This window comes from Rhodococcus sp. YH1 (genome assembly GCF_009939605.1).
GTDB lineage: Bacteria > Actinomycetota > Actinomycetes > Mycobacteriales > Mycobacteriaceae > Rhodococcus > Rhodococcus aetherivorans.
Genome location: NZ_WVTE01000220.1, coordinates 1 through 21,132 on the forward strand (window position 1 = coordinate 1; position 21,132 = coordinate 21,132).

Below are 21,132 nucleotides of genomic sequence, written 5' to 3' on the forward strand. Positions count from 1 at the left end.
CGGGAGCGGGGACGGAGCGGCACTGCCGGGCTACGACCTGCTCGTGCAGGCCGTCGGTGGGCTCATGAGCATCACCGGACCCGAGGCCGGTACGCCGACGAAGGTGGGTGTCGCGGTCGTCGACGTGACCCGACTGCCCTTCGGGCGGCAGTTGGCGTTCGGCATCCAGCACGTCCTGATCATGTACACCGGATGCATCACCGTCCCACTGGTCTTCGGCGCCGCCGTGGGTCTCGACCGCGAGACCGTCGCGATGCTCATCAACGCCGACCTGCTGATCGCCGGCCTGATCACGATCATCCAGAGCCTCGGCGTCGGCAAACTCGCCGGCGTCCGGCTGCCCATCGTCTGCGGCGCCACCTTCGCCGGGCTGACCCCGATGATCCTCATCGCCGAGGAATACGGCCTGCAGGCGGTGTACGGGTCGATGCTCGTCGGTGGCATCGTCGGTCTGGCCTTGGCGTGGCCGTTCGCGAAGGTGATCAAGTTCTTCCCACCGCTCGTGACCGGCGCCGTGCTCACCGTCGTCGGCATCTCCCTCATCGGTGTCGCCGGTGGGCTCATCGTCGGCACCGACCCTACCGCGCCCACGTTCGCCGATCCCGCGAACATCGCTCTCGCCGTGGCGGTCATGGCCGTCGCCATCGGATTCATCTGCCTCGGCCGCGGGATCTGGACGCAGCTCGGCGTGCTGATCGCCCTGCTCGTGGGCACCGTCGCCGCGCTGCCGATGGGCCTGATCGACCTCGGCGGTGTCTCCGGTTCCGCGTGGCTCGGTGTGCCCACTCCCTTCCACTTCGGTGGGCCCGAATTCCCGATCACCGCCGTCGTCGCCATGAGCATCGTGATGGCCGTCGTGTTCGCCGAGTCGACGGCGAGCATGCTCGCCGTCAGCGAGATCACCGGCAAGCCCGTCACCAAATCCGACATCGCCCGCGGCCTCGCCGGCGACGGCCTGTCCGGCATCTTCGGCGGCATCTTCAACGCGTTCGTCGACACGGTGTTCACGCAGAATGTCGGTGCCGTCGCCACCACCCGCGTCTACAGCCGCTACGTCACCGCCACCAGCGGCGTCATCCTCGTCGTGCTGGGTGCGCTGCCCAAGGTCGGCTCGGTCGTCGCCGCACTGCCCAAGCCCGTCGTCGGCGGGGTGGGCCTGATCCTGTTCGCCACCGTCGCCGTCGTCGGCATCAACACCCTGCGCAAGGTGGACCTCTCCGACCGGATCAACACCACCATCGCCGCGGTCGCCGTGGGCATCGGCCTCGTCCCCGAACTCGCGGAAGGCATGTTCGACAAGTTCCCGTCCGCCGCGCAGATCCTGCTCGGCAGTGGCATCACCCTCGCGGCGATCACCGCGTTCTCGCTCAACCTGCTGTTCAACCACACCAGGCTCGGCGCCGCGGCCCGGCGATCCGCCGATGGCACCCCCGGAACCGAAAGCGACCAGATCACAGGAGAATCCGTTGTCCCTGCCCACGCGTGAGCCCTTCGAGGTCCCGACGATCGACATCGGTCCGTATGTGACCGGCGGCGGGGACTCCGACCGACTCCGGATCGCCGAACAGATGGACGAGGCCTGCAGCCGCGTCGGATTCGTGCAGATCCTCGGTCACGGCATCCCCGGGACGATCCTCGACGACTTCACCACCGCCCTCGACGATTTCTTCGCCCTCCCGCTCGAGACGAAGAACCGCTACCGCGTCGCCGGCGCCAACCGCGGCTACAGTCCGCCGAAGAGCGAGTCGCTGAGCCTGAGCCTCGGGGTGGAATCCGCCGGGCGGATGAACGACTTCTTCGAGGCGTTCAACATCGGCACCGAGGCACGCTCGTTCCCCGAAGTGTCGCTGCCGGAGGAGGACTACGGTCTCAACGTGTGGCCGGACGTGCCCGGATTCCGGGCGGCGGTGCAGAATTACCGGGCGCACGCCGCGCGGGTGGCCCGCACCCTCACCCGCATCTTCGCCGACGCGCTGGGCCGGGAGCCGGACTTCTTCGACGCGCTCACCGACCACTCCATCGACGTGCTGCGGATGAACAACTACGCCCTGCCCGAAGGCACCGTCCGGCTCGACGGCGAACTCACCGGCATGGGAGAGCACACCGACTTCGGTCTGGTGACCGTGCTGTGGGCCGACCGCGTCGCCGGACTACAGGTGCTCGGCGGTGACGGCGTCTGGCACGACGTCGCCCCGATCGAGGGCGGCCTGCTCGTCAACCTCGGAGATCTGACGGCGCGGCTGACGGGCGACCGCTGGATGTCGACACTGCACCGCGTCAAGCCGCCGATCGTCGACGGCACCATCGTGCGCCGCCGCTCGGCCGCGTTCTTCCACGACGGCAACGTCGACGCGGTGATCGCCACGCTCCCCGAGTTCGCCGGCGACGAGTGCTACGAGCCCATCACCGTGCGCGAGCACATCAGAGCCAAGCTGGCCGGGTCGCGGCAGGGCCGGGCCAACACCGCCGCCGTCCGTGAGGCGGCCCGCGTGCTCGCCGCCGCGGGGCGGGACCTGCCGTGACACACGTCGTGCTGGTGCACGGGGCCTGGGCAGGGGCCTGGGTGTGGGACACCGTGCTGGGTCCGCTGCGCGCCGCGGGGTTCACTCCGCACGCGCTGGATCTGCCGGGCGCCGGCACGTGGGGCGCGACCGACGTCACCCTCGACGACGTCGCCGGCCACGTCGCCGCGCACGTCACCACGCTCGACGGCCCGGTGTTCCTCGTCGGGCACTCGGGCGGCGGCATCGTCGTCACCCAGGTGGCGGAGCAGCTCCCCGACCGTATCGCCGGGGTGGTGTACGTCGCGGGCATGATGCTGCCGTCGGGCACCGGGTTCGGGCAGCTGTGCGACGCCCTCGGTCTCGCACCACCGGTCGGGATCTCGCGGTGGCTGCGGCCCACGGCCGACGGACGGGGCACCGTGGTGCCCCCGGAAGCGGGGGCGGCGGTGTTCTTCCACGAAGCCGCCCCGGCCGACGCCGTCGCCGCCGCGCGCCGGCTCGTCCCGCAGCTCGAGACGGCCCGCCTCATGGCGCCGGCCTGGACACCGGAGCGGTTCGGGACCGTGCCCCGGCTGTACGTCGAGGCCACCCTCGACCGCACCGTCCCGCTGGTCGCCCAGCGCGAGATGCAGCGGCTCGTGCCCGGGGCCCGGGTGATCACGCTGGACACCGATCACGCGCCGCAGCTGTCGGCCCGCGACGAGCTGGTGGACGGCATTCGGCAATGGTGCCTTTCCGGACTTCCGGAGCTCCGAAAGGACGCCACGGCAGCGGCGCTGCCATAGGCTCGCAGCATGACGGCATCGGCGGCGATCGGCTCACCGGAGGAGCTGGCGCGGGCGCTGGACACGACGGGCTATCTCGCCGACGACGGCCTCGCAACGGTCGCCTTCCTGGCGCTGCGCATGGGCCGCCCGCTGTTCTGCGAGGGGGAACCCGGCACCGGCAAGACATCGCTGGCCATTGCCCTCGCCGACGCGCTGGCCCTGCCGCTGATCCGGTTGCAGTGCCACGAGGGCATCGATGCGTCCCAGGCCCTCTACGACTGGGACTTCCCCCGGCAGTTGCTGCACCTGCGCACCCTCGAGGCCGCGAGCGGCGGCCACCTGGAGGCCGAGGAGGCGGAACGCTCGCTGTACACCGAGCGGTTCCTGCTGGCGCGGCCCCTGCTGCAGGCGCTCACCGACGCGCCGTGCGTGCTGCTCGTCGACGAGATCGACCGGGCCGACGACGAGTTCGAGGCGTTCCTGCTGCAGGTGCTGGACGAGAACGCCGTCACCATCCCCGAGCTCGGGCAGGTGCGGGCGCAGACGCCGCCGCTGGTGGTGCTCACCTCCAACCGCACCCGCGAGGTGCACGACGCCCTCAAACGCCGCTGCCTGTACCACTGGCTCGAACATCCCGACCTCGCGCGGGAGGTGGAGATCCTGCGCCGCCGCATCCCGGGCATCGCCGAACACCTCGCGGAGCAGGTCGCCCACGCGGTGCAGACCATGCGCGGGATGGATCTGCTCAAGCCGCCCGGCGTCGCCGAGTCGCTGGACTGGGCCCGAGCGCTGCGCGAACTCGACCGCGACATGCTCGACGCGACGACCGCGGCCGCGACGCTGGGCGCCGTCCTCAAGTACCGGGAGGACCTCGACCGGGTGGTCCGCACCGGGCTCGACCGGCTCCTGACGGGGTGAGGCCCGCGATGACGACGGCCGCGGACGTCGGAGGTCCCCTCGTCGGGATCGCCGGGTTCACCCGCGCCCTCGCCGCGGCCGGCCTGCCCGTCGCCTCGGACGCCGCCGAGGCCTACGTGCGCGCCCTGCGCGAGATCGACCTCGGCGACCGCCGGCAGGTGTACTGGACCGGACGTGCCACCCTGTGCCACGACCCCGACGACATCCCCCGCTACGACCTCGCGTTCGAAAGCTGGTTCGGGGGAACGGCACCCGGCGTGACGTCGCCGCAGACCCGCACCCCGCGTCGGGCCCGCATCGCCGGACTCACATCCGCGGGGGGTGACGAGACCGCCGGGGAGGGTCCGGAACTGCGGGTCGCCGCGGACGACGCCGACGTGCTCCGCCGGCGCGACATCGCGGAACTGTCCGACGCCGAGCGGGCGCACCTCGCCGAGCTGATCGCCACGCTGCATCCGCGACCGCCCACCCGCCCGGCGATGCGGCTGCGCCCGTCGCGCCGGGGCCGCATCGACCCGCGCCGCACGGTGCGCCGGATGCTCGCGGCCGGGGGCGAGCCCGTCCGGCCCAGCCGGCACGGCAAGGCGACCCGTGCGCGCCGGGTGGTACTGCTGCTCGACGTCTCCGGATCGATGAGCCCCTACGCGGACGCACTGCTGCGGTTCGCGCACGTGGTGACCCGCGCCGATCCCGCCCACACCGAGGTGTTCTCCCTCGGCACACGCCTGACGCGGCTGTCGCGCGCGCTGCGGGCCCGCGACCCGGAACTCGCCCTCGCCGCGGCGGGCCGGGCAGTCCCCGACTGGGCGGGCGGCACCCGGCTCGGCGAGACCCTGCGGGCGTTCCTGGACCGGTGGGGCCGTCGTGGGCTCGCGCGCGGTGCCGTCGTGGTGATCTTCTCGGACGGCTGGGAACGCGGCGATCCCGGCCTGCTCGCCGAGCAGCTCGCCCAGCTGCGCCGCCTCGCCCGCGCCGTGCTGTGGGTCAACCCGCACGCCGGGGCGGCCGGGTACGAGCCGGTGCAGTCCGGCATCGCGGCCGCCCTGCCGCATCTCGACCGTCTGCTCGCCGGGCACAGCCTCGCGACGCTGCAGGAACTGCTGGAGGAGGTCCACCGTGCGTGAGGTTCTCGACGAACTCGACCGTCGCTACCGGGCCGGCGACACCGTCGCCTTGGGAACCGTGGTCTCGACGTTCCGTTCCGCGCCGCGCGCACCGGGCGCGGCGATGCTCGTCGCCGGCGACGGCACCGTGACCGGCAGCGTCTCCGGCGGTTGCGTGGAGGGCGCCGTGTACGAGCTCGCCCAGCAGGTGATCGAGGACGGTGTGCCCGTGTTGCAGCGGTACGGCGTGTCCGACGACGACGCCTTCGCCGTCGGGCTCACCTGCGGCGGCATCATCGACGTGTTCGTCGAACGGGTGGACGTCGCCGGATTCCCCGAGCTGGGCGAGGTCGTCGCGTCGGTGCGGGCCGGGGAACCCGTCGCGGTCGCCACCGTCACCGAGCATCCCGATCCGGCGTGGGTTGGTCGGCGCATGGCGGTGTGGCCGAATCGCGCGCACGGGGCGCTGGGGTCGGCGCGGGCGGACGACGCCGTCGCCGACGACACGCGGGGTCTGCTCGCCGCGGGCCGGACCGCGACGCTGCACTACGGGCCGGACGGGCAGCGCCGCGGCGAGGGCATGTCGGTGTTCGTCCACTCGTTCCAGCCGCCGCCGCGGTTGCTGGTGTTCGGCGCCATCGACTTCGCGGCCGCCATGGCACAGCTCGGCGCGTTCCTCGGCTACCGCGTGACGGTGTGCGACGCGCGGGGCGTGTTCACCACCGCCGCCCGGTTCCCGGCCGCCGACGAGGTGGTCGTGGACTGGCCGCACCGCTACCTCGCCGCCGAGGCGGCCGCGGGGCGCGTCGACTCGCGCACGGTCGTCACGGTGCTCACCCACGACCCGAAGTTCGACGTGCCGCTGCTCGAGGTGGCATTGCGGCTCGACCTGGCGTACGTCGGTGCCATGGGGTCGCGGCGGACGCACGAGGACCGGTTGGCGCGCCTGCGCGAAGCGGGGATGACGGAGGACGAGCTGGCGCGGCTGTGCTCCCCGATCGGCCTGGATCTGGGGGCGCGCACTCCGGAGGAGACCGCGGTGTCGATCGCGGCGGAGATCATCGCGCTGAAATGGGGTGGCCGGGGTGAGCACCTCGCCCGCACCGAGGGCCCGATCCACGCCCACGAGGACAGCGCGGTTCCCGGGCAGTAGGAGCTGCCCGGGGCGGCCGCACTCAGCCCTCGGCGACGACCCGGAACTTCTCGAGCGAGGTGTCGGTCGCGTCGGGAATCACCATCCCGGCGTTCACGCCGCTGCGCAGGTAGTCGACGACGGCGTCGTCGAGCCGCTCACCCGGCACGACGGCGGGAATGCCCGGCGGATAGGGGGTGATCTGCTCGGCCGCGATGCGCCCGGCGGCCCGGCCCGCGCCGACCATCTCGGCCCTGCCGAAGAACGCGTCGCGCGGCGACATCACCGAGTCGAGCTGCAGCTCGCCGGGGCTCGGCAGATACATCTTCGGCGGCGGATCGAACGACTCCGCGGCCTGCGACAGCGACTCGAGCGCCGCGACGAGCCGGTCCGTGGTGCCCTCGTCGTCCGCCATGGAGAGGGTGGCCAGGATGCGCCGGTGATCGGTCATGCCGAGGTCGAGCCGGCAGTGCTCGCGCAGCCAGTCGCTGCACTGATAGCCGGAGACGCCGAGTTCGCTCACGTCCAGGAGGATCTGCAGCCGATCGAGATCGTGCGAGGCCTCCTCGCCGAGCAACCGGTCCTCGAGGACGGTCGGCCCGTCGATCGCGGCGATCCGGTCGCGGGTACGCCGAGCCAGCTGCAGTGCGTCACCGAGCAACTCGGCGCCGTGCTCGACCATCTGCCGGCGCCACCCGTCGATGGCCGAGTAGATCATCACGTTCGGGCTCGTGGTCATCAGCAGGTCGGCACAGGCCGACAGGTGCGCCCCGTCCACCAGGTCGCCTTGTAGGTGGTACACCGATCCTTGCTCGAATCCGGCACCCATCTTGTGGACGCTGACCACGCAGATGTCGGCGCCGGCGTCCATGGCCCAGGTGGGCAGGTCGTCGTGGAACGGCAGGTGCGCGCCCCACGCCTCGTCGACGATGAGGGGCTTGCCCCGCTCGTGGCAGACCTTCGCGATGCCCTCGAGGTCCGCGCACGTGCCGTAGGGGCTCGGGCTGACGATCAGCGCGCCGGCCGCATCCGGGTACTTCTCCCACGTCGCGCGCACCTGGTCCGGCGACGGCGGATGGGAGAAGTGCATCTCCTCGTCCCATCGGGGGGTGATCCAGCGGGGCGTGACGCCGCTGAAGATCAGCCCGGCGACGATCGACTTGTGCGAGTCCCGGCCGACGAGCAGTCCCCCCGGATCGTTGCCCGCCACCGCCATCATCGCGGCCTTCACCGACAGGGAGCTGCCGCAGGTGGAGAAGAACGCCTGCTCCGCTCCGACCGCCTCGGCCATGAGCTGCTCGGCCCGCGACAGGTAGCCGTTGCCCGACTTCCGGTCGTCGAGGCCGCCCGAGGCGAGCACGTCCGAGCGGAACGTGTCGAGCCCGAGGACCTTCTTCACCCGCGGGTCGGCACCGCGTCCTTGGCGGTGGCCGGGCGGGGAGAAGCCGTAACGGTCGAGCCGGTGGTACTGATCCAGTGCATCCAGCAGGGGAGTTTCGGACTGATCCATGCCCGGGGGGTACCCCGCACGCGGACCGAAAATGCCCTGCCGCGGGTCGGCTTCGCGAGTCGGATCCCCCGTCCCGCCGCCACCCACGCGGGAACGAGGTTGTTCCGCCACCGATTCGGCGAATCGGCGTATTCGGTGGTCATCGTTGGAGCACAGTGTCAGTGAACACTTCTCGACGATCTTGGATCCCGGATGTTCCCGGCATTGGAGGCCCGATGCGCATCACTGTCACCGTCGACGGGACGACCTACACGGACGAGGTGGAACCGAGGCTGCTGCTCGTGCACTATCTGCGCGACCGGCTCGGCAAGGTCGGCACCGTGGTGGGCTGCGACACCAGCAACTGCGGTGCCTGCACCGTGCACCTCGACGGCCGCAGCGTCAAATCCTGCTCGGTGCTCGCCGTGCAGGCCGACGGTGCGGAGGTCACGACCGTCGAAGGCCTGTCCCGCGACGGCGTGCTGCACCCCGTCCAGCAGGCATTCCACGACAACCACGCACTGCAGTGCGGCTACTGCACGCCCGGCATGATCATGTCGACGATCGACCTGCTCGAGGAGAACCCCGATCCCGACGAGCACGAGGTGCGGCTGGGTCTCGAGGGCAACCTGTGCCGCTGCACCGGCTATCAGAACATCGTGCGGGCGGCGCTGGACGCGGCGCAGAAGGCCCGGGCCGCCGAACTGCAGACGGACAACACGACGGCAGGAGGCGGGCGATGACCAGCACCGTCGAACCCGAGATCGGCCAGTCGCGGCGGCGCAAGGAGGACGAGCACCTCGTCACCGGGCGCACCCGCTGGACCGACAACCTCGTCCTCCCCGGGATGCTGCACATGGCGATCCTGCGCAGCCCGTTCGCCCACGCCCGCATCACCTCGATCGACACGTCGGAAGCACGGCAGAGACCCGGCGTGGTGGCGGTGCTCACCGGCGCGGACGCCTCGCCGGAGCAGGGCAGCCTGCCGTGCGCGTGGGTGATCACCCCCGATATGAAGATCCCGCCCGCGCCGTCCCTGGCCGTCGACACGGTCAACTTCGCCGGGGAGGCCGTCGCCCTCGTCGTCGCGCGCAGCGCCTACGAGGCCCACGACGCCCTCGAGGCGATCGACGTGGACTACGATGAGCTGCCCGTGGTCCTCGACCTGGCGACCGCCGCCCGCGACGGCGCCGACCTCGTGCACCCGGACCTCGGCACCAACGTCAGCGCCACCTGGACGTTCGACTCCGCCGAGGCCGGCACCGGCGGCGACGTCGAGCAGGCCATCCGCGACGCCGAGGTCGTCGTCGAGCGCACGTTCCGGCAGCAGCGGCTCATCCCGGCGTTCATGGAACCGCGCTCCGTCGTCGTCGACCCGACCGGGCCGCAGATCACCGTGTGGTCGGCCACGCAGATCCCGCACATCCTCAAGATCATGCTGGCGATGACGCTGGGCGTCCCCGAGCACAAGCTGCGGGTGATCGCACCGGACGTCGGCGGTGGTTTCGGCGGCAAGCTGCAGGTGACCCCGGAGGAACTGCTCGCACTGCTCGTCGCGCGCCGGCTCGGGAAACCGGTCAAGTACACCGAGACCCGCAGCGAGTCGATGGTCGCGGCGCATCACGGCCGCGACCAGATCCAGAAGCTCACCCTCGCCGCGCGCCGCGACGGCACCGTCGTCGGCCTGAAGGTCGAGCTGCTCGCCGACATGGGCGCCTACCTGAGGCTCGTCACCCCGGGCGTACCGATCCTGGGCGCGTTCATGTTCAACGGCATCTACAAGTTCGGCGCCTACCACTTCTCGTGCACCAACGTGTTCACCAACAAGGTGCCCACCGACGCCTACCGCGGGGCGGGCCGGCCGGAGGCGACGTTCGGGATCGAACGGATCATGGACGAGCTCGCCGCCGAGCTGTCGATGGATCCGCTCGAGCTGCGCGCCAAGAACTGGATCCGGCACGAGGAGTTCCCGTTCGACACCGTCGCGGGCCTGACGTACGACTCGGGCAACTACGAGGCGGCCACCGCGAAGGCCCGCGATCTGTTCCGGTACGACGAGTTGCGCCGCGAGCAGGAGGAACGCCGCCGCCGGCAGGACCCGGTCCAGCTCGGCATCGGGGTGTCGACCTTCACCGAGATGTGCGGCCTGGCGCCGTCGCGGGTACTCGGCTCGCTCAACTACGGGGCGGGCGGCTGGGAGCACGCCGCGATCCGCATGCTGCCCACCGGCCGGGTGGAGGTGGTCACCGGTTCGTCGTCGCACGGGCAGGGCCACGAGACGGCGTGGAGCCAGATCGTCGCCGACCGGCTCGGAGTGCCGTTCGAGGACATCGAGGTGCTGCACGGCGACACGCAGACCTCGCCGAAGGGGTTGGACACCTATGGATCCCGGTCCCTCGCCGTCGGCGGTATGGCCGTGGTCAAGGCCGCGGAGAAGGTGATCGCGAAGGCCCGCCCGATCGCGGCGCACATGATGGAGTGCTCGGAGGACGACCTCGAGTTCGCCGAGGGCCGGTTCCGGGTCCGGGGTACCGAGAAGGCCGTGGGCATGAGCGACATCGCGCTCGCGGTGTTCACCGCGGCCGACCTGCCCGAAGGCATCGAGCCGAACCTGGATTCCGAGGCCACCTACGACCCGGACAACTTTTCGTTCCCGCACGGCACGCACCTGTGCGCCGCCGAGGTGGACACCGAGACCGGGCAGGTGCGCATCCGCTCGTACGTGTGCGTCGACGACGTCGGGCACGTCGTGAACCCGCTCATCGTGGAGGGGCAGGTGCACGGCGGCCTCGCCCAGGGCATCGCGCAGGCCCTGTACGAGGAGGCCGTCCACGACGAGTCCGGCACCCTGCTCAGCGGTTCGTTCGCCGAGTACCTGCTGCCGTCGGCCGCGGACCTGCCGACGTTCACCACCGACCGCACCGAGACCCCCGCCACCGGAAACCCGCTGGGCGTCAAGGGGGTCGGCGAGTCCGGCACGATCGCCTCCACGCCGGCGGTGGTCAACGCCGTCCTCGACGCCGTGCGCCACCTCGGCGTGCGGGACATCGAGATGCCGTGCACCCCGATGCGGGTGTGGCACGCCGTCGAATCAGCTCGGCAATCGGCTCAGGGAGGCGCCCGATGATTCCGTCGACGTTCGACTACGTCGCGCCCACCACCATCGACGAGGCCGTCGCCGCGCTGGCCGCGGCCGGGGAGGACGCCAAGATCATCGCCGGCGGGCAGAGCCTGATGCCGGTGCTGCGGCTGCGGTTGGCCGCCCCCACCACGCTCGTCGACCTCGGGCGCGTCCCCGACCTGCGGGGGGTGCGCGAGGACGGCGGCGACCTCGTGATCGGCGCGATGACCACCCACCACGACGTGATCCACGATCCGCTCGTGCGTGAACACGCGCGGCTGCTCGCCGAAGCCACGAGCACGGTGGCCGACCCGCAGATCCGGCACCGCGGCACCCTCGGCGGGGCCCTGGCCCACGCCGATCCGGCCGGGGATCTCGGCGCGCCGGTGCTCGCCCTCGAGGCCACCCTCGTCGCGGCCGGACCGTCGGGGCGGCGCAGCATCCCCGTCGCGGAGTTCTTCGACGACTACTTCACCACCACCCTGCAGCCCGAGGAGATCCTCGTCGAGGTGCGGATCCCCAAGCTCACGGGATGGGCGGCGCGGTACGAGAAGTTCAACCGGGTGGCCCACGCCTGGTCGATCGTCGCGGTCGCCGCCACCGTGCAGACGGACGGCGGCACGATCCGTCAGGCCCGGGTGGCGCTGACGAACATGGCGGCCGTGCCCGTGCGGGCGCACGCCGTCGAGCAGGCCCTCGTCGGGCAGCCCGCGACGGCGGACACCGTCCGCGCCGCCGCCGAGCAGGCCACCGAGGGCACCTCACCCATGAGCGACGGCAACGCCGACGCCGACTACCGCCGCCAGCTCGCGCGGGTGCTCACGCGCCGTGCCGTGGCGACGGCAGCGGACGTCGCCTGAGCACACACTGGAGACGAACCATGCAACTCGAACACCACATGTCCGTGCCGGCACCCATCGACGAGGTGTGGACGGCACTGCTCGACCCCGAGAAGGTGGCACCCTGCATGCCCGGCGCCACCCTCACCGGCGTCGACGGCAACACCTTCACCGGCACGGTGAAGATCAAGATGGGACCGGTACAGCTGCTGTACAAGGGCACCGGGGAGTTCGTCGAGACCGACGAGCAGGCCCGCCGCGCGGTCATGGAGGCCGCCGCGAAGGACTCGCGCGGCAACGGCACCGTGAACGCGACGTTCACGATCACCCTCGTCGGCGACGGCGACCGCACCGAGGGCACCGTCGTGACCGACCTGTCCATCACCGGCAAGCCCGCCCAGTTCGGGCGGGGCATGATCTCCGACGTCGGCGGCAAGATCATCGAGCAGTTCACGGCGTGCCTGGCGGACAAGCTCGGTGGCCCGCCCGCCCCGGTGCCGACGCCGGAGGCCGCCGCGCCCCCACCCCCGGCGGGCGGGGCCCCGGAGGTGACCCCGGCCGTGCCGGTGACGGCGGCACCACAGCCCACCGAGGCCGCGCCGCTGGACCTGATGCAGTACGCCCGCGGGTCCGTGCTCAAGCGCGTCGGCCCGGCAGTGGCCGTGTCGGCGCTGGTGGCCCTGATCGTCTACCTGCTGCTGCGGCGCCGCCACCCCTGAGACCGCCTGTTCGCCCCTCCCCTCCTCGAGCGAATGTATCGTTCCGTCGGCCTGATCGAGTGAGCGATACATTCGCTCGGCACGGGCGGGCCGACGGAACCGGCCCCGATCACTGCAGCAGCCGCCAGATCCGGTCGCGGGAGAGCGGCAGCTCGTGCGGCCGGACCCCGATCGCGCGGCGCACCGCGTTCGCCAGCGCGGGCGCCACCGGGTTGAAGGGCGCCTCGCTCATCGACTTCGCGCCCATCGGGCCGAGCGCGTCGTAGGTGTCGGCGAAATACACCTCGGTGCGGGGCAGGTCGGCGTACTGCGGAATGTGGTAGTTCCGCAGCGCATCGGTGACGACGCGGCCGGTGTCGTCGGTGACGAGTTCCTCGTACAGCGCGACCCCGATCGCCTGGGCGGCGCCGCCCTCCACCTGGCCGCGGCACTGCTCGGGGTTGACCACGACGCCGGCGTCGGCGGCCTGCACCGACTGCAGGATCCGCAGCTCGCCGGTGCGCACGTCGACGGCGACGCGGAAGGCCTGCACGTTGAACGACAACGAGCGGGGCAGGCCGCCGTGGCTGCCCTCGGCCCGCAGCGTGCCGCCGGCCGCGTCGAGCAGTTCGCCGGGGCTGACGAGGCGGCCGCCCGCACGCACCCCGTCCGCCTCGGGCACCGCGTCGTCGGGGTCGGTGCCGGTGATCTGTCCGGCGAGTTTGACCATCCGCCGGCGCAGTTCCCGCGCGGCGGCGAGCAGGGCCTTGGCGGCGACGACCGTCCCCGACGATCCGTACGCACCGGTGTCGTGGGTGGTGACGTCGGTGTCGGACTGGCGGATCCGGATGCGGTCGGGGTGGGTGGCCAGCTCGGTGGCGGCGACCTGGGTGTGCACGGTGGTGGTGCCGTTGCCGAACTCGGCGGTGCCGACCCGCGCGAGATAGGTGCCGTCGCGCAGCAGTTCGACGGACGTGTCGGCGACGTGCCCGCCCGGCGGGTTCGACGCGATCATCGCCAGGGCCATGCCCTCACCGACGCGCCACTGCGGCCCGGCCGGTTCCCCGGCACCGCCTCGGCGCATCGCGTCCTGCACCAGGTCCAGGCACTGGTCCAGCCCGTAGCTGCCGAAGATCAGATCGCCGCCCTCCGGGTGCGCGCCCACCAGGTCGTCGCCGGGCACGACGACGTTGCGCCGCCGCAACTCGTACGGGTCCATGCCGAGTTCGACGGCGAGCTCGTCCATCGCCGACTCGATTGCGAAGACGATCTGCCCCAGCCCGTAACCGCGGAACGCGCCGGAGGGACGGTTGTTGGTGTACACGGCCTGGGCGTCGACCCGCTTGTTCGGGCACCGGTACACCTCGACAGATTCGCCGCATCCGTGGAACATCACTCCCGCCGAATGGTTTCCGTAGGCGCCCGCGTCGGAGAGCACATCGATCGCCAGGGCGGTGAGGACGCCGTCGGCGCCGGCCGCGACCGTAACGTCCACGCGCATCGGATGCCGGCACGGCGCGACGGTGAGCTGATCGGTGCGGGTGAACTCCCACTGCACCGGGCGTCCGGTGCGCAGGACGGCCGCCGCGACGACGTCCTCGGCGAGCATCTCCTGTTTGGCGCCGAAGCCGCCGCCGACGCGCGCGGCGAACACCCGTACCCGATCGCGGTCGAGACCGAAGATGTGGCACAGCTCGTCGCGGACGAGGAACGGCACCTGCGTGGAACTGCGGATCACCAGGCGGCCCCCGGTCGCGAGATCACCGCTGCCGTCGATCCACCCGATGGCGCCGTGGGTCTCGAGGTGGGTGTGCTGCACGCGCTGCGTCTGCCATCGGCCGCGCACGACGGCGGCGGCCGCGGCAACGCCGGCGTCGACGTCACCGACCTCGCCGTGCAGTTCGGCGACGAGGTTGCGCGACGGATCGGCGATGCGGTTCTCGGGTCCCTTGTCCGCGTGCAGCAGCGGAGCGCCGGGCCGGCGCGCCTCGTCCGGGTCCAGGACGTACGGCAGCACCTCGTATTCGACGGCGAGCAGGCGACATCCCTCCTGCGCGAGCGCCGGGGTCTCGGCGACGACGGCCGCGACCCGCTGCCCGTAGTGGCGCAGGATCCGGTCGAACAGCACGGTGTCGTCGGGGTCGTCGTCCCGGTGTTCGTGGCGGGCCGTGGAGTACGCGACGGCCGGGGCGTCGCGGTGACAGAGCACCGCGTGCACGCCGGGCAGTGCCTCGGCGGCGGTGGTGTCGATCGAGACGATCCGTGCGTGGGCGTGCGGGCTGCCGAGCACGGCGACGTGCAGCGCACCGGCGACGGTGGTGTCGAAGGTGTAGGGCTCGGCGCCGGTCACCACCCGCGCGGCGGCCGGGGCACGCAGGGACCGCCCGCAGGAGGGCCCGGGCGCAGGCGCCTCCACGTTGGTGACGCCGCGCAGCGCGTCGTCGACGGACCGGTAGCCGGTGCACCGGCACAGGTTCCCCTTGAGCCGGTTCGGCAGGTCCGTCAGATCGTCGTCGGTCAGGGTGGCGGCGGTGACGATCATTCCGGCCGTGCAGAATCCGCACTGGAACCCGGCGGCGTCGACGAACCGCTGCTGCAGCGGATGCAGATCGTCACCGGTGCCGAGGCCGGCGACGGTAGTCACGGAGTGGCCCTCGGCACGCACGGCGGGAAAGACGCACGAGTGCACCGCCTCTCCGTCGACGAGGACCGAGCAGGCGCCGCAGTCGCCGGCGTCGCAGCCCTTCTTGACCTCGAAGTGGGCGTGCTCGCGCAGCAGCGTGCGCAGGCACTGTCCCGGCCGGGGGTCGGCGTCGAGTTCGCGGCCGTTGACGGTGAACCTCACGACAGTTCCTCCCGGATCTCGTCGGCCAGGACGGCGGTGACGGCGCGGCGCCAGTCGGCGGCGCCGTGTGCGTCGGTGAAGTACGCGTCGGCCGGCACACCGGTACGCAGCGCGTCGGCGAGTTCGCCGGGCGTGGGTGGCTCGGGGAATCGGAACACGTAGGGCCGCACGGTCGCGGCGGTCACCGACAGCGTGAAGGCGCCGTCGGGGCCGACGCGGCCGATCACCACCGCGCCGGAGCGGCCGAGTGGGGCGAGCGCGATCTTGCGGAACGCGGTGCGCGACGCCAGCGCGGCTGCGGGGACGTGCACGCTGCGCAGCACCTCGCCCGGCCCGAGCAGATTCGTGCCGTTTCCGGTAACGAACTGCTGCACCGGAATCCGGCGCTCCGCGCCGTCCGGCGCCCAGATCAGGGCGGTGGCGTCGAGCGCCGTCGACAGCGAGATCATCGCCCCCGCCGGGAACGCGAGGCAGACATTGCCGCCGACGGTGGCGCGCTTCCAGATCTTCCACGAGGCGAGCAGTGCCGCCGCGCACTGATGGAACAACGCTGCGCTCGGCCATGTTTCGGTGCCCGACAGCGCGGCGAGGCGTTCCACGGTGCAGGTGGCCGCGATCTCGAGACCGGCGTCGGTGACGGTCAGCGCGGGCCAGCGCAGCCCGGACAGGTCCAGCAGCCGGCGCAGGTGCGGCTGCGGCTCGGAGAACAGCCACGTCCCGCCGCCGACGAACGCCGTAGCAGCATCGGCGACGAGATCCTCTCGGGTACGGGCTATGTCGTATGCGGTCACGGTGTGCAGGTCCATGCGCTCACCCCGCCTTCGCCACCAGGGCGTCGTGCGCGGCGGCAACCTCCGCGGCCACCGACGTCTCGTCGACGGTGCGCACCTCGTCGCGGCGCACCACCTCGCGACCGTCGATCAGCAGCAGCTCGAGCGGCGGCGGGGAGCCGAGCACGAGCGCGGCGACGGGATCGGTGATGCCCGCATGGGCGAGCGTGTCGATCCGCCACAGCGCGAGGTCGGCGAGCTTGCCGACCTCCAGGGAGCCGATCTCGTTCTCCCGGCCGAGGACCCGCGCCCCGCCGACGGTCGCCAGTTCCAGGCTCTGCCGGACCGTCATCGCGCGCGGCCCGCTGCGGGCCCGGGCGAACAGCGCGGCGTGGTGGGCCTCCTCGAGCATGCAGCACGACTCGTTGCTCGCCGCCCCGTCGACCCCGAGACCGAGCGGTACCCCCGCCGCGTACAGGTCGGCGGCGCGGGCGATGCCGGCACCGAGGCGGGCGTTGGACGTCGGGCAGTGCGCCGCGCCCGTGCCCGAGGCGGCGAGCACCCCGATGTCGCGGTCGTCCAGGTGCACGGCATGCGCGTACCAGACGTCGGGGCCCGTCCAGTCGAGCGACTCCATGTACTGCACCGGATTGCAGCCGAACCGCTCCATACAGAAGTCCTGCTCGTCGAGGGTCTCCGCGAGGTGGGTGTGCAGCCGAACCCCCAGATCGCGGGCGAGCACCGCGGACTGCTTCAGCAACTCCGTGCTCACCGAGAACGGCGAGCACGGTGCGAGCGCGATCCGCAGCATGGACCCGAACGACGGATCGTGCCACCTCTCCACGGCCCGTTGGCTCTCGACGAGGATGGTGTCGAGGTCCTCGACGACGTGGTCCGGCGGCAGGCCGCCCGCGCTCGCGCCGAGGTCCATGGATCCGCGGCACGGGTGGAACCGGACGCCGACGTCCGCGGCCGCGGCGATCTCCGCACCGAAGACGTCGCCGCCGTCGCGCGGGACCACGTAGTGGTGGTCGGTGCTGGTGGTGCAGCCGGTGCGGACGAGGTGGGCGAGGGCGCCCTTCGCCGCGACGTGCACGGCGTCGGCGTCGATCCCGCCCCAGACGGGGTACAGCGTCGTCAGCCACTCGAAGAGGGTGTGGTCGACGGCGAGGCCTCGGGTGATCCACTGGTACAGGTGGTGGTGGGTGTTCACCAGGCCGGGCGTCAGCACACAGCCGGTGCCGTCCACGAGGGTGGCGTCGGCGTAGCCGCGCGGCTCGCCGGCGCCCACGGCGACGATCCGGTTGCCCTCGACGACGACGTGCCCGCGCCGGTACTCGGCCCGTCCGGCGTCCATCGTCACCACGTGCGCGCCCTGGATCACGATCGGCCGGGTGGTGTTCGGCTGCATCGGCGTTGCTCCTCACGCTCGTCGCCGCTCCCAGTCAACGCCCCGGAAACCGCAACATCCCGGTCGGCACACACGAAACGGAACCGAAATATCGGCTTCGTATTGTGCGATCGTCCAAACCCGTCACCCGGAGGTGAACGCCGTGCTGCTACAGGATGTCCTCGACGCACCGGAGCTCGGAATCCGCCTGCTGCACGGCGACTCCGATGCGCTCACCCGGCCGGTGCTGCGGGCGTGCACGACCGACATGCCCGATCCCACCCGCTACGTGAGCGCGGGATCGTTGGTGTTCACCGGCCTCGTCTGGCGGCGCACCGCGGCGGACGCGGACCTGTTCGTCACGCTGCTCGCCCGCGCCGGGGTCTCCGCCCTCGCCGCCGGGGAGGCGCTGCACGGGCAGGTGCCGTCCGACGTGGTCGAGGCCTGCGTCCGGCACGGGATACCGCTGCTCTCGGTGCCCGAGGAGGTGCCGTTCAGCCGGGTCATCGAGTACATGACCGGCCGGATGGCCGGGGCGCGGATGGACCGGTTGCAGACCGGCCTGGCCCGGCAGCGACGGCTGCTCACCGCGGTCGCCGACGGGTGCAGCCTCGACGAACTCACGGACCGGACCGCCCGGGAGTTCGGGGTGTCGGCGTGGCTGCTCACCGCCACCGGGATGCCCGTCGCCGGCGCCGATCCCCTGCCCGACGAGGATGTCGACGCCCTCACCAGGACCGCGCTGACCGCCGATCGCCTGCCCGCCGAGGTGGCGGGGGGATACACGGTGCTGCCCGTCGGTTCGGGGCTCGCCGACCGGATCGGCTCGTGGTACCTCGTGGTCCGGCACGCCGGCACCCCGGACGCGGAGTGCCTCGACGCCTTCGGCGAACTCGCCGCGGTGGCGGCCCTCGACCGGGTGCGGCGGGAGGAACGCCGCCGGCTCGGGTGGGAGGCCGCGGACCGGACGCCCCCCGGGGGCGACATCGACTGCGGCAGATCACCGGTCGCCGTGGTGGTCGACCGTGCCCCGGCCGGCACCCCGGAGCAGCGCGCCGCGATGCGGGCCGCCGTGCAGGACGCGTTGTCCGGCGCCGTCACCACCGTCGACGTCGCCGGGCGCGTCGTCGCGCTGGTCGACGGCGACGAGTCCGAGGTGGTTGCCGCGCTGCGGCGGCGCCTGGGGCGCCTCGCTCCCGCGCTGGCCCGGACTCGCCTACTCGTCGGTGTCAGTGCCTGCGGCACAGGCGAATCCGTTGACGGCGCGGTGCGCTCCGCGGCCGCCGCCGTCGCCGCGGCGCGCGGCGACGCGGGGACGGTGTGCGTGCGGGCGGCCGAGCTCGATTCCGCGCTCGGGTTGTTCACCGCCGTTCCCGATCAGTTGCGCCGCGCGTTCGCCGGGCGCATCCTCGGGCCCGTGCTCGAGCACGACCGGCGCACCGACGCCGGGCTGCTCGCCACCCTCGAGGCGTTCCTCGACTGCGACGGCTCCTGGCGCCGCACGGCGGACCGACTGCACGTGCACCTGAACACGGTCCGCTACCGGATCGGCCGCGTCGAGGCACTCACCGGCCGCGACCTCGGACGCATCGGCGACCGGCTCGATGTGTACCTCGCCGTGCGCGCCCTGGCATGAGAGCGGCCCGTCAGACGGCGCCGGTGTAGGCGTCCCAGGCGATCCCGGCGTCGGGGGCGTCCTCGCGCTGCACCGTCGCCTGGATGAGACCGTAGGGCCGGTCGTCGGCGTGGAAGACCTCGTTGTCGTTGGCCACGCCGAACCGCTCGAGGTCGTAGACGAAGTGATGCTTGTTGGGGGCCGACAGCCGGATCTCGGCGACGAACGGGTACTTCTCGAGCACGGCGCGTCCCATCTCGAAAAGAGTCTGCTGCAATGCTTTCGACTGAAGGTTCGCGAACCGCTCGAGCATGGTCGCCTTGATCCCGGCGTAGGTGGCGTCCCAGTCGACGTCGGTCGTGGTGAACCGCCACTTCGCGACGAGGCTCGTCGCCATCACCCGGTCGCGAGTCGGCTCGAGGACCGTGTACGGATCGGTGAGGAACCCGGCGAACTCGGAACCGGTGGACTTGAGTACGACGAGGTCCTTCAGCCCGCCGATCACCCATTCCCGGCGCGCCCGGCCGGAACCCTGGACGGTCACCGCGGCGGTGCGTACCTCGGAGCCCTTCCGGGTCCAGGTGTGGTCGTGCCCCACACCGTCGACGGCGACGCGCTCCCAGGCGTATTCCTCGATCTCGATGCGAGCCGAGTGGACGGGTTCGACGTCGTCGACGAAGTGCCGCGCGAGGGCGAGGGCGTAGGTCTCGACGAACTCGACGCCCTTGGCGTAGGCGTAGATCGTCTGCTTCTGGGTGTCGGTGGGCAGGACGGTGCCCTGGTCGCCCTCGAGGTGCGCGGCGCCGAAGTCGCCGCGCAGGCAGGACGAGACGTTCATGTCGCGGATCTCGTGCCGCGGGGTGTCGCGATGGATCCGCACCACGCGGTTCTCGGCCTTGCCGTACTGGTGCGGTCCGAGGACGATCTTGCCGGTCAGTTCGGTCATGGGGTCAGCTCCCGCGGTAGGTGGAGTAGGCGAACGGGGACAGCAACAGCGGCACGTGGAAGTGATTGCCGGCCACAGAGATCCGGAAGGTGACGACGACCTCCGGATAGAAGGGGACGATGTCGCGCTCGGCGAACCAGTCGCCGGTGCCGAAGGTGAGGGTGTAGGTGCCGGGCGGCAGGGGCTCGTCGGTCAGTGCGCGGATCCGGCCGTCGTCGTCGGTGCGTCCCGTCCCGAGGACGCTGCCGTCCGCGCCGGCCAGGGCGACGTGCACTCCGGCTGCCGGAGTCCCGGTGGTGGCGTCGAGCACGTGCGTACTGAGGGTGCTCATCGCCCGCCCCCACGGGACGCGACGTCGGCCTCGTCGAGCACGAGACGTTCGAGCCGGAGCCGGGTGATGTCGGCCAGGGCGGAGCGCACCTCCGCGACCTCGGTGGCGGGATCGTTGCCGAGGCGGCGGTGGAGGATGTCGAGCAGCTCGGCGGCGGACCGCCCGGCCGCGCGCACGAGGTACACGTGCCCGAACCTGTCCTCGTAGGCACGGTTGCCGACGGCGAGGGCGGCAAGGATCCGGGCGTCGGCGGTGGCGACGGCCGACTGCTCCCGCTGCGACGACGCGCTCTCCGAACGTTCCCCGATGCGCGGATGCCCGGCCAGGGCCTCGGCCCGGCCGTGGTCGTCGAGACCCGCGATCGCGACGGACACGGCGTCGAGCAGGGCCGGACGGTCGCCGTACGGGCGTCCGGCGGCCACCCGGGCGGCCCAGGTCGCGCCGGCGCAGCAGGTCGTCAGCAGCGCGACGGCCTCGGGTTCCGGCAGGGCGTCGAACTCGGCGACGGTGTACGGCACGGGAGCCTCCTTCGTTCCGGTGTCTCCACCCTCGCGCAGGCGGGGCGGCTCCCGGGGTGCCCGCAGCTACAAAGTCGGCCGCGGTCCGGCGGAGGGGTTTGGACGATCATCCAGGGTCGCGGTCCGGGCCGACCGCCACCGATAGA

The 21,132-nt window shown here is 72.1% G+C and carries 18 protein-coding genes; 11 read left to right on the top strand and 7 right to left on the bottom strand.

What is annotated here, in order from left to right:
* The 6 genes from AIIKEEIJ_RS17625 to AIIKEEIJ_RS17650 form a co-directional block, all read left to right on the top strand.
* The coding region (locus tag AIIKEEIJ_RS17625; RefSeq protein WP_238406455.1) for a nucleobase:cation symporter-2 family protein at positions 1 to 1,486 on the top strand (1,486 nt) is incomplete at its 5' end.
* The gene (locus tag AIIKEEIJ_RS17630) at positions 1,422 to 2,522 is read left to right on the top strand and encodes an isopenicillin N synthase family dioxygenase (protein ID WP_373566453.1); all 1,101 of its coding nucleotides are present in this window, start codon (positions 1,422 to 1,424) and stop codon (positions 2,520 to 2,522) included. The genes AIIKEEIJ_RS17625 and AIIKEEIJ_RS17630, both read left to right, overlap by 65 nt.
* Positions 2,519 to 3,289 (top strand): alpha/beta fold hydrolase, encoded by a 771-nt coding sequence (locus tag AIIKEEIJ_RS17635; protein ID WP_006944115.1) that lies wholly within the window; start codon positions 2,519 to 2,521, stop codon positions 3,287 to 3,289. The genes AIIKEEIJ_RS17630 and AIIKEEIJ_RS17635 overlap by 4 nt, the downstream gene beginning before the upstream one ends.
* A 9-nt stretch (positions 3,290 to 3,298) precedes the next feature.
* Positions 3,299 to 4,189, top strand: coding sequence for an AAA family ATPase (locus tag AIIKEEIJ_RS17640; RefSeq protein WP_161996250.1), 891 nt, complete (start codon positions 3,299 to 3,301; stop codon positions 4,187 to 4,189).
* Positions 4,190 to 4,197: 8 nt separating this feature from the next.
* Positions 4,198 to 5,313, top strand: a complete 1,116-nt coding sequence (locus AIIKEEIJ_RS17645; RefSeq protein ID WP_161996251.1) for a vWA domain-containing protein — start codon at positions 4,198 to 4,200, stop codon at positions 5,311 to 5,313.
* Positions 5,306 to 6,445, top strand: a complete 1,140-nt coding sequence (locus AIIKEEIJ_RS17650) for an XdhC family protein (RefSeq protein ID WP_161996252.1) — start codon at positions 5,306 to 5,308, stop codon at positions 6,443 to 6,445. Before AIIKEEIJ_RS17645 ends, AIIKEEIJ_RS17650 begins: the two co-directional genes overlap by 8 nt.
* 22 nt (positions 6,446 to 6,467) lie before the next feature.
* Here AIIKEEIJ_RS17650 and AIIKEEIJ_RS17655 read toward each other — a convergent pair whose 3' ends face one another.
* Positions 6,468 to 7,934 (bottom strand): ornithine decarboxylase, encoded by a 1,467-nt coding sequence (locus tag AIIKEEIJ_RS17655; protein WP_161996253.1) that lies wholly within the window; start codon positions 7,932 to 7,934, stop codon positions 6,468 to 6,470.
* Between the two features lie 215 nt (positions 7,935 to 8,149).
* Here AIIKEEIJ_RS17655 and AIIKEEIJ_RS17660 point away from each other — a divergent pair, with 215 nt between their 5' ends.
* From AIIKEEIJ_RS17660 to AIIKEEIJ_RS17675, 4 genes are read left to right on the top strand one after another with little or no spacing between them, the layout of a single operon-like run.
* Positions 8,150 to 8,656 carry a (2Fe-2S)-binding protein gene (locus tag AIIKEEIJ_RS17660; RefSeq protein WP_006944121.1) on the top strand — a complete coding sequence of 169 codons (507 nt, stop codon included), beginning with the start codon at positions 8,150 to 8,152 and terminating at the stop codon, positions 8,654 to 8,656.
* Entirely contained in the window at positions 8,653 to 11,040 is a 2,388-nt protein-coding gene (locus AIIKEEIJ_RS17665; protein ID WP_006944122.1) for a xanthine dehydrogenase family protein molybdopterin-binding subunit, read from the top strand. The genes AIIKEEIJ_RS17660 and AIIKEEIJ_RS17665 overlap by 4 nt, the downstream gene beginning before the upstream one ends.
* Positions 11,037 to 11,894: an FAD binding domain-containing protein gene (locus AIIKEEIJ_RS17670; protein ID WP_043796811.1), complete on the top strand. Its 858-nt coding sequence runs from the start codon at positions 11,037 to 11,039 to the stop codon at positions 11,892 to 11,894. The genes AIIKEEIJ_RS17665 and AIIKEEIJ_RS17670 overlap by 4 nt, the downstream gene beginning before the upstream one ends.
* A 20-nt stretch (positions 11,895 to 11,914) precedes the next feature.
* Entirely contained in the window at positions 11,915 to 12,592 is a 678-nt protein-coding gene (locus tag AIIKEEIJ_RS17675) for an SRPBCC family protein (protein WP_006944129.1), read from the top strand.
* A 109-nt stretch (positions 12,593 to 12,701) separates the two neighbouring features.
* Here the strand turns inward: AIIKEEIJ_RS17675 and AIIKEEIJ_RS17680 are convergent, their stop codons facing one another.
* The 3 genes from AIIKEEIJ_RS17680 to AIIKEEIJ_RS17690 are packed head-to-tail and all read right to left on the bottom strand — an operon-like array spanning position 12,702 to position 17,597.
* Positions 12,702 to 15,416 carry a molybdopterin cofactor-binding domain-containing protein gene (locus AIIKEEIJ_RS17680; RefSeq protein WP_161996254.1) on the bottom strand — a complete coding sequence of 905 codons (2,715 nt, stop codon included), beginning with the start codon at positions 15,414 to 15,416 and terminating at the stop codon, positions 12,702 to 12,704.
* Positions 15,413 to 16,222, bottom strand: a complete 810-nt coding sequence (locus tag AIIKEEIJ_RS17685; protein WP_161996255.1) for an FAD binding domain-containing protein — start codon at positions 16,220 to 16,222, stop codon at positions 15,413 to 15,415. Before AIIKEEIJ_RS17685 ends, AIIKEEIJ_RS17680 begins: the two co-directional genes overlap by 4 nt.
* A 4-nt stretch (positions 16,223 to 16,226) precedes the next feature.
* Positions 16,227 to 17,597, bottom strand: a complete 1,371-nt coding sequence (locus tag AIIKEEIJ_RS17690; RefSeq protein ID WP_029546638.1) for an 8-oxoguanine deaminase — start codon at positions 17,595 to 17,597, stop codon at positions 16,227 to 16,229.
* Positions 17,598 to 17,739: 142 nt separating this feature from the next.
* Here AIIKEEIJ_RS17690 and AIIKEEIJ_RS17695 point away from each other — a divergent pair, with 142 nt between their 5' ends.
* The gene (locus AIIKEEIJ_RS17695; protein ID WP_161996256.1) at positions 17,740 to 19,212 is read left to right on the top strand and encodes a helix-turn-helix domain-containing protein; all 1,473 of its coding nucleotides are present in this window, start codon (positions 17,740 to 17,742) and stop codon (positions 19,210 to 19,212) included.
* 10 nt (positions 19,213 to 19,222) lie between these two features.
* On the opposite strand, the gene pucL is transcribed toward AIIKEEIJ_RS17695, so the two are convergent.
* The 3 genes from pucL to uraD are packed head-to-tail and all read right to left on the bottom strand — an operon-like array spanning position 19,223 to position 20,986.
* Positions 19,223 to 20,137: a factor-independent urate hydroxylase gene (gene pucL / locus AIIKEEIJ_RS17700; protein WP_161996257.1), complete on the bottom strand. Its 915-nt coding sequence runs from the start codon at positions 20,135 to 20,137 to the stop codon at positions 19,223 to 19,225.
* 4 nt (positions 20,138 to 20,141) lie between these two features.
* Positions 20,142 to 20,468 carry a hydroxyisourate hydrolase gene (uraH, locus tag AIIKEEIJ_RS17705; protein ID WP_006944145.1) on the bottom strand — a complete coding sequence of 109 codons (327 nt, stop codon included), beginning with the start codon at positions 20,466 to 20,468 and terminating at the stop codon, positions 20,142 to 20,144.
* Positions 20,465 to 20,986 carry a 2-oxo-4-hydroxy-4-carboxy-5-ureidoimidazoline decarboxylase gene (uraD, locus tag AIIKEEIJ_RS17710; RefSeq protein ID WP_161996258.1) on the bottom strand — a complete coding sequence of 174 codons (522 nt, stop codon included), beginning with the start codon at positions 20,984 to 20,986 and terminating at the stop codon, positions 20,465 to 20,467. The genes uraH and uraD overlap by 4 nt, the downstream gene beginning before the upstream one ends.
* Between the last annotated feature and the right edge of the window lie 146 nt (positions 20,987 to 21,132).

Bases quoted from the DNA above. Each gene is read 5' to 3' on its own strand.
- AIIKEEIJ_RS17630 (WP_373566453.1), top strand. From the start codon at position 1,422: ATGGCACCCCCGGAACCGAAAGCGACCAGATCACAGGAGAATCCGTTG.
- AIIKEEIJ_RS17640 (WP_161996250.1), top strand. From the start codon at position 3,299: ATGACGGCATCGGCGGCGATCGGCTCACCGGAGGAGCTGGCGCGGGCG.
- AIIKEEIJ_RS17645 (WP_161996251.1), top strand. From the start codon at position 4,198: ATGACGACGGCCGCGGACGTCGGAGGTCCCCTCGTCGGGATCGCCGGG.
- AIIKEEIJ_RS17655 (WP_161996253.1), bottom strand. From the start codon at position 7,934: ATGGATCAGTCCGAAACTCCCCTGCTGGATGCACTGGATCAGTACCAC.
- AIIKEEIJ_RS17660 (WP_006944121.1), top strand. From the start codon at position 8,150: ATGCGCATCACTGTCACCGTCGACGGGACGACCTACACGGACGAGGTG.
- AIIKEEIJ_RS17665 (WP_006944122.1), top strand. From the start codon at position 8,653: ATGACCAGCACCGTCGAACCCGAGATCGGCCAGTCGCGGCGGCGCAAG.
- AIIKEEIJ_RS17670 (WP_043796811.1), top strand. From the start codon at position 11,037: ATGATTCCGTCGACGTTCGACTACGTCGCGCCCACCACCATCGACGAG.
- AIIKEEIJ_RS17675 (WP_006944129.1), top strand. From the start codon at position 11,915: ATGCAACTCGAACACCACATGTCCGTGCCGGCACCCATCGACGAGGTG.
- AIIKEEIJ_RS17685 (WP_161996255.1), bottom strand. From the start codon at position 16,222: ATGGACCTGCACACCGTGACCGCATACGACATAGCCCGTACCCGAGAG.
- AIIKEEIJ_RS17690 (WP_029546638.1), bottom strand. From the start codon at position 17,597: ATGCAGCCGAACACCACCCGGCCGATCGTGATCCAGGGCGCGCACGTG.
- pucL (WP_161996257.1), bottom strand. From the start codon at position 20,137: ATGACCGAACTGACCGGCAAGATCGTCCTCGGACCGCACCAGTACGGC.
- uraH (WP_006944145.1), bottom strand. From the start codon at position 20,468: ATGAGCACCCTCAGTACGCACGTGCTCGACGCCACCACCGGGACTCCG.